At 72.4% G+C, this 6,955-nt stretch carries 7 protein-coding genes; 4 read left to right on the top strand and 3 right to left on the bottom strand.

Annotation, left to right across the window (positions count from 1 at the left end; all coding sequences use genetic code 11):
* Nucleotides 1-1,113: sodium:solute symporter family protein (locus PV341_RS42545; RefSeq protein ID WP_500360664.1), on the top strand; the 1,113-nt coding region annotated here is incomplete at its 5' end.
* A gap of 114 nt (nt 1,114-1,227) precedes the next feature.
* Here the strand turns inward: PV341_RS42545 and PV341_RS42550 are convergent.
* Nucleotides 1,228-2,694 carry an MFS transporter gene (locus PV341_RS42550; protein ID WP_500321982.1) on the bottom strand — a complete coding sequence of 489 codons (1,467 nt, stop codon included), beginning with the start codon at nt 2,692-2,694 and terminating at the stop codon, nt 1,228-1,230.
* 90 nt (nt 2,695-2,784) lie between these two features.
* Nucleotides 2,785-3,321: a VOC family protein gene (locus tag PV341_RS42555; RefSeq protein ID WP_500360665.1), complete on the bottom strand. Its 537-nt coding sequence runs from the start codon at nt 3,319-3,321 to the stop codon at nt 2,785-2,787.
* 11 nt (nt 3,322-3,332) lie between these two features.
* On the opposite strand from PV341_RS42555, the gene PV341_RS42560 reads away from it, so the two are divergent.
* Nucleotides 3,333-3,941, top strand: coding sequence for a YdbC family protein (locus tag PV341_RS42560; RefSeq protein ID WP_500321980.1), 609 nt, complete (start codon nt 3,333-3,335; stop codon nt 3,939-3,941).
* A gap of 39 nt (nt 3,942-3,980) precedes the next feature.
* On the opposite strand, the gene PV341_RS42565 is transcribed toward PV341_RS42560, so the two are convergent.
* Nucleotides 3,981-4,772 (bottom strand): VOC family protein, encoded by a 792-nt coding sequence (locus tag PV341_RS42565; RefSeq protein ID WP_500321978.1) that lies wholly within the window; start codon nt 4,770-4,772, stop codon nt 3,981-3,983.
* Between the two features lie 210 nt (nt 4,773-4,982).
* On the opposite strand from PV341_RS42565, the gene PV341_RS42570 reads away from it, so the two are divergent.
* Together PV341_RS42570 and PV341_RS42575 are read left to right on the top strand one after the other, a co-directional pair.
* A complete protein-coding gene (locus PV341_RS42570) occupies nt 4,983-5,648 on the top strand; it encodes a phosphoglycerate mutase family protein (RefSeq protein WP_499514451.1) in 666 nt (221 codons plus the stop codon).
* A 55-nt stretch (nt 5,649-5,703) separates the two neighbouring features.
* Nucleotides 5,704-6,606, top strand: a complete 903-nt coding sequence (locus tag PV341_RS42575; RefSeq protein ID WP_500321977.1) for an ADP-ribosylglycohydrolase family protein — start codon at nt 5,704-5,706, stop codon at nt 6,604-6,606.
* The last annotated feature ends 349 nt before the right edge of the window (nt 6,607-6,955 follow it).

The following is a 6,955-nucleotide window of genomic DNA, read 5'->3' on the forward strand; positions in this document are numbered from 1 at the left end:
GTCAAGGACCTGCCGCTGCTGATCGCCTTCGGTGTCCTGGCGGCCTACACCTACTCCTCCGGCCTGCGGGCACCGGCGCTGATCGCGTTCGTGAAGGACACGCTGATCTACATCGTCATCGCGGTGGCGATCATCTACATCCCGATCAAGCTGGGCGGCTTCGACGACATCTTCGCCAAGGCCGGCGACGCCTACTCCCAGGTCAACCCCGCCACCGGCAAGCCGCGCGGATCCCTGGCGCCGGGCGACACCGCCCAGTGGGCCTACGGCACCCTCGCACTGGGCTCGGCGCTCGCGCTGTTCATGTACCCGCACTCCATCACCGCCGTGCTCTCCAGCCGCAGCCGCGACGTCATCCGCCGCAACACCACCGTCCTGCCGCTCTACACCTTGATGCTGGGTCTCCTCGCAGCCCTCGGCTTCATGGCCATCGCCGCAGGCGTGCAGGTCGGCAACACCCAGCTGGCGATCCCGCAGCTGTTCGAGAACATGTTCCCGTCCTGGTTCGCGGGCGTGGCCTTCGCCGCGATCGGCATCGGCGCGCTGGTGCCGGCGGCGATCATGTCGATCGCCGCGGCCAACCTGTTCACCCGCAACATCTACAAGGACTTCCTCAAACCGGACGCCACCCCCGCGCAGGAGACCCAGGTCTCCAAGGTGGTCTCGCTGCTGGTCAAGGTCGGCGCCCTGATCTTCGTCCTCACCATGGACAAGACGGCCGCGATCAACTTCCAGCTACTGGGCGGCATCTGGATCCTGCAGACCTTCCCGGCCCTGGTCGGCGGCCTGTTCACCCGCTGGTTCCACCGCTGGGCACTGCTGGCGGGCTGGGCCGTCGGCATGGTCTACGGCACCTGGGTGGCCTACGGCGTCGCCAGCCCGGCGCAGAAGCACTTCGGCGGCTCCTCCGACACCATCCCCGTCATCGGCCAGATCGGCTACATCGGCCTGACCGCCTTCGTGCTCAACCTGGCGGTCACCGTCGTCCTCACCTTCGTCCTGCGGGCCCTGAACGCCCCCGAGGGCGTGGACGAGACCAGCAAGGCCGACTTCACCGCCGACGCCGGCGACCCCGGCGTGCAGAAGGACCTGCCGGTCGCCGCCGGCCACTGACCGCCGCTCCGGCCACGATCACGGGCCGCCGCCCTGGGACGGGGCGGCGGCCCGTGATCGTGGCGGCTCCGGATGCCGCCGTCGTGGGCAGGAGCGGCTGCGGGCCGCTCGCCGTCAGGCCGGCGGAGGGACGTCCCGTTCGCGCCGCGGCCGCAGTATCACCAGCGCGAGCACGAACGCCGCGGCCAGCAGGGCCGCGCCGGTGCCGAAGGCGAGGCGGAAGCCCGCGGTGAGGGCGGACGCGGTGTCGTGCCCGTCGGCGACGAGGGCGTGCGTCCGGGAGCCGGCGAGGGTGGACAGGACGGCGACGCCGAGGGCACCGCCCACCTGCTGGGTGGTGTTGAACAGGCCCGAGGCGACCCCCGCGTCCGCCGGTCCCGCGCCGGACATGCCGAGCACCGTCAGCGCGGAGACGGCGAGGCCGAAGCCGGCCGCCAGCAGCATCGTGGGCAGCAGGTCGGCGGCGTAACCGGCGTGGACCGGCAGCCGGGTGAGCAGACCGAGTGCCACCACGAGCAGGGCGAGCCCGGTGAGCAGGACGCGGCGCTCGCCGAAGCGTGCGCTCAGCCGGGCGGAGAGCAGCAGCGAGACGGTGCCGATGGACAGCGCGGCGGGCAGCATGGCAAGCCCCGTGGCGGCGGCACCGTACCCCTTGACGTTCTGCAGGTAGAGCGCCATGAGGATCTGGAAGCCGAAGAGGGCGGAGATCATCAGCACTTGGACGAGGTTGGCCCCCGAGACCTCGCGCGAGCGGAACATGCGCAGCGGCAGCAGCGGGGACGCGGCCGTCGCCTGGCGGACCACGAAGGTTCCCAGGAGCGCCACGGCCAAGGCGGCGAGGCCGAGGGTGCGTGCGGAGGCCCAGCCGTGACCGCCGGTCTGGACGATCGTGTAGACGCCGGTCATCAGTCCCGTCGTGACCAGGAGCGCGCCGAGGGCGTCGGCGCCCCGGGCGGGGGGACGTGCCGGGTCGGGCTCCAGTACGCGCACCGCCAACAGCGCGGCCGCCAGCCCGATGGGCAGGTTGATGAAGAAGATCCAGTGCCAGCCGGCGGCCTGGGTGAGCACACCGCCGAGCACCTGGCCGATCGACGCCCCGGCGGCGCCGACGAAGCTGAACGCGCCGATGGCCCGGCCGCGTTCACGGGGTTCGGGGAAGAGTGTGACGAGCAGGCCGAGGCTGACGGCTGAGGTCATCGCGCCGCCGACGCCCTGGAGGAAGCGGGCGCCGATGAGCACGGCCTGCCCGGTGGCGAGGCCGCACAGGAGGGAGGCCCCGGTGAAGACGGCCAGCCCGGCGATGAACATCCGCTTGCGTCCGAGGAGGTCGCCGAGCCGGCCGGACAGCAGGAGCAGCCCGCCGAAGGCGATCATGTAGCCGTTGACGGTCCAGGTCAGGTCGGCGGAGGAGAAGTGCAGGTCACGCTGGATGGCGGGCAGTGCCACGGTGACGATGCTGCCGTCCAGGATGATCATCAGCATCCCGGCGCACAGGACCGCGAGGGCCAGTCCGCGGGATCGGTGGTCGGGGGTGGCTCCCGTGGTCGCCGCCGCGGGCGAGAGCTGTGCGCGTAAGGGCATGGCGTCGTCTCCTGGTTGTCGGGGACCCAGGTAAGACGCTAGCAGATGGTTTTGTTGAAGACTATTTGTTTCGGGCCTTCTGAGGCCCGGTCAGTACGACTGGAGCTCCACGAGGCTGCCGTCCGGTGTGCGCAGATGCGCGGTCCGCAGCCCCGGGCCCCACTCGGGCCGGTCCCGGGGTCCGGTGACGACGCTCGCACCGTGCGCGGTCAGCTTCCCCGCGGCCGCCTCGACGTCGTCCACCCGCAGGACGAGCATGGCCGCGTCCTGTGCGGGGGCGTGCGCGGGCAGCGCCTCGGTGCCGATCGTGCGGGCGAGCGCGGCGCGGGAGAAGAGGGTGAGGGCGGCCTCGCCGCCCAGGTCCCAGTTGGCGTATCCGGTGACGTCGCCGACGCGCCGCCCCGGCTCTCCGCGGAGCTGGCCGGGGCCGACGTGATCGCCGCCGGGGTCACCTTGACGGGCTCTATGCCGAGCAGGTCGCGCAGGGCTGCGGTCCAGAAGCGGGCGGCGGTGCCGAAGTCCTCGACGAGGAGGCGCGGGTACAGGGCGTCCATGGCGTGATCGTATTCCTCTCCCGTTCAGGGGAGTTGGTCCTTCGATGGGGCGGAAGGTCCACCGGCGGGCCATAGGATGGCGCGGTGCTGGTGAAGTGGATTCGCTGCGGAATCGTCGATCGCGCCGGATTCGAGCGCGGGCAGCGGAAATGGGCCAACGGGCTCATGGGGGAGCCGGGGTTCCGGGGGCAGGGCGGTGGCTGGAGCCGCAGCCAGCCGGGCGTCGCGCACCTCTTCGCGTTCTGGGAGGACCGCGAGTACTACGACGCCTTCATGGCCGGCGCGCACGACCGCCTCGCGGCCGCCCAGGCCGGCACCTACGAGAGCCTCGGCGTCAAGCTCTTCGAGCACCGTCTGGACGTCAAGGTCGGCTTCCGCCCCCGATTCGCCGACAGCGACCTGCTGCGGCTGGCGCACTGCAAGGTGCGGCCTGACCGCGTCGAGCACTTCGTGCTGATGCAGGAGAAGGTCTGGAACCCGGCCATGGCCGGCTCCCCGGGGATGCTGCGCGGGGTCTTCGCGCAGGGACCCGCGTCCGACTTCCTGGTGCTGTCCATGTGGGACTCGGCGTCCGAGCACGCCAAGTACCGGGACGGATCCATCCTGCGACTGTCCGAACGCGCCGATCTCGACGCCGACGTGCTCACCGTCGCCGGTGACGTCGTCGACCTGGAACAGGCCTGGTCGATATGACGGCACGGCGACCGGGGACCGCCCCGGGAGCCGCCGCGGTCAGCCCTTCCCGCCCTGCGCGGGGCGGGTGATCACCGAGAAGTACGCGCCGTGCGGGTCGTCGAGCACGGCGACCCGCCCGACGTGCTCGAGGTCGAACGGCGGCACGGAGACGCTGCCCCCGAGCTCGGTGGCCCGCGCGGCGGCCGCGTCGGTGTCGGTGACGGAGAAGTAGTGCATCCAGTGCTGGGGTATCTCCTGCGGCCAGGCGTCGTTCATGAGCAGGATGCCGCCGAACTTCCGGTCGGTTCCCTCCACTTCGAGCTCGGTGTACGAGCTGTCCCCGGCGAACGGGTGGGTCTCGCCCGTCCAGCCGAAGACGTTGCGGTAGAAGGCGCGGGAGCCCTCCACGTCCCGGGTGTTGAGCTCGATCCAGCACAGCGCGCCCGGCTCGTCGAGCAGGCCCGCGCCGCTGAACCGGCCCGGCTGCCACGCGGCGAACTCCGCCCCGTGCGGGTCCGTGAACTGCGCGAAGCTGCCCTGGTCGAAGACCGCCATCGGCGGTACGCACACCGAGCCGCCGGCCGCCTCGACCGCCTTGGCCGTGTCGGTCACGTCGCTCGTGGCCATGTAGGTGATCCACCGCGGCCGGTCGCCCTCGGCCATCACGGGACCGACGGCCGCCACGTGCTCGCCGCGCAGGCTGAAGAAGGTGTACCCCCCGGCCTCCGGGGGGCCCGCCTGGGAGTCCCAGCCGAACAGGCCGCCGTAGAACGCACGGGAGGCCTCGATGTCGGGACTGCTCAGATCGGTCCAGCAGGGTGTGCCGGGAACGAACGACGTGGTCTTCATGACGGCCTCCAACCGTGGCGCGCGTACGCGCCCCCCTCTTCATGCTGAGTCTGAGGTACGCCACTGACAATCGGGGGCGGGACGCCCGGCCTGTGGACGGAGCCGGCGACCGTCGCCCGGGGAGCGCGGCAGGCCTGCGGCGGGGGCTGCCCACGGCCCGCGCCGGGGACCGCCGCGACCTTGCGCGCGCGTACGAATTACAGTGAGGCCATGGCCCGACCGCGTCGCATAGTGCTCATCAGGCACGGAGAGTCCCAGGGCAATGCCGACGACACGATCTACGAGCGGGTGCCCGACCACGCGCTGACCCTCACCACGAGAGGCGAGGAGCAGGCCCGCGCGGCGGGCCGGGAGCTTCGGGAGCTGTTCGGCGAGGAGCGGGTGCAGGCCTTCGTCTCGCCATACCGCCGGACGCATCAGACCTTCCACCTGCTCGGCCTCGAGCCGTGCCGTACCCGCGCCAAGGAGGAGCCCCGGCTGCGCGAGCAGGACTGGGGGAACTACCAGGACGCCGAGGACGTGCAGCGGCAGCGCAAGGCCAGGGACGCCTACGGCCACTTCTTCTACCGCTTCGCCCAGGGCGAGTCCGGGGCGGACGTCTACGACCGGGTCGGGTCCTTCCTGGAGACGCTCTACCGCGCCTTCGACAAGCCGGAGTTCCCGCCGAACGTCCTGCTCGTCACGCACGGGCTCACCATGCGGCTGTTCTGCATGCGGTGGTTCCACTGGACCGTCGACGAGTTCGAGTGCCTGTCGAACCCCGACAACGGCGAGACGCGGATGCTGCTGGCCGAGCCCGACGGCCGGTACCGGCTCGACCGGCCCTTCGCCCGCTGGCGGACCACCGACTCCGACCTGGCGCGATATCACGGGTGAGATTGCGCACAGGACGATTGACCCGGGTGGCACCGGATGTCAGAGTTCTCCCGCCATGACCGCTGACCCCCGTGACCTCCCACGCCGCCGCGCGCTGTCCAGCCTGCGCGGTCTCGCCCTGGGCGACGCCCTCGGCTCCCAGTTCTTCGTGCCGGCGCACTACCCGGCGCTGCAGGGCCGCAGGCTGCCGCCGGGAACCTGGCAGTGGACGGACGACACCGAGATGGCGTGCTCGGTCGTCGCGGTCCTGGACTCGCACGGCGCCGTCGACCAGGACACCCTGGCCGCCTCCTTCGCGGCGCACCACGACTTCGACCGCGGCTACGGCCCCGGCGTGAACCGGATGCTGCGGCTGATCCGGCAGGAAGGCGCCGACTGGCGCACGCTCGCCGCCGAGATGTTCAACGGCCAGGGTTCCTGGGGCAACGGCGCCGCCATGCGCGTGGCGCCCCTGGGCGCCTGGTACGCGGGCGAGCCGGAGAAGGCCGCCGAGCAGGCCGAACTGTCGGCGTACACCACCCACCAGCACCGCGAGGCCGTCGTCGGCGCGATGGCCGTCGCGGCCGCCGCCTCGCTCGCCGCGGACCCGGCCGGCCCCGGCGACCCCGTGGACCTCATCACCCGCGTCGTGGCGCTGCTGCCGCGCAGCGCCGTGCACGCCGGGCTGCGCCGCGCCGTCGACATGCTCGACTACGACGACGTGGCCACCGTCGCGGCCGTGCTCGGCAACGGCCGCCGCACCAGTGCGCACGACACCGTCCCCTTCGCCCTGTGGTCCGCCGCCCGGGGCCTGGGCGACTACGAGGGCGCCTTCTGGACCACCGCCCGCGCGGGCGGCGACGTGGACACCACCTGCGCCATCGTCGGCGGGATCATCGCCGCCGGCGCCGGTGGCGAGCCCCCGCGGGAGTGGCAGGAGCGGTGCGAGCCCCTGCCGGAATGGCTGCCCGCCGGCTGAGCCGCGCCCCGGCCGCCTGCGGGCCTCCCAACCCTCTGCATTGTCACGGCCCTGTCACAGACTTCGCCCCCGGGCCCGTACCGCGCTTGCGCAGCTCGTCGGCGCGCCTAGCCTGTCGGCCACGCCGTCCGGCCGATCTTCGCCGGACGCGCAGTCGAGCACCGGTCCCGCGCGCAGCCCCCGGGCGCCGTGCGACCGGCGGGGAGGGGTTCTCATGTCCGACACGCCGTCCGACGCCGCGCCGACGGCGCAGGCACCCGCGCAGGCACCGCTGCAGAAGCAAGGTCCACCCGTCCATCCGGCGCCGCCGTACCCGCGTCCCTGGACGCCCCCGCCACCGCCCCCGCCG

Origin of the sequence: Streptomyces sp. PA03-1a (assembly GCF_033792805.1) — a bacterium.
GTDB lineage: Bacteria > Actinomycetota > Actinomycetes > Streptomycetales > Streptomycetaceae > Actinacidiphila.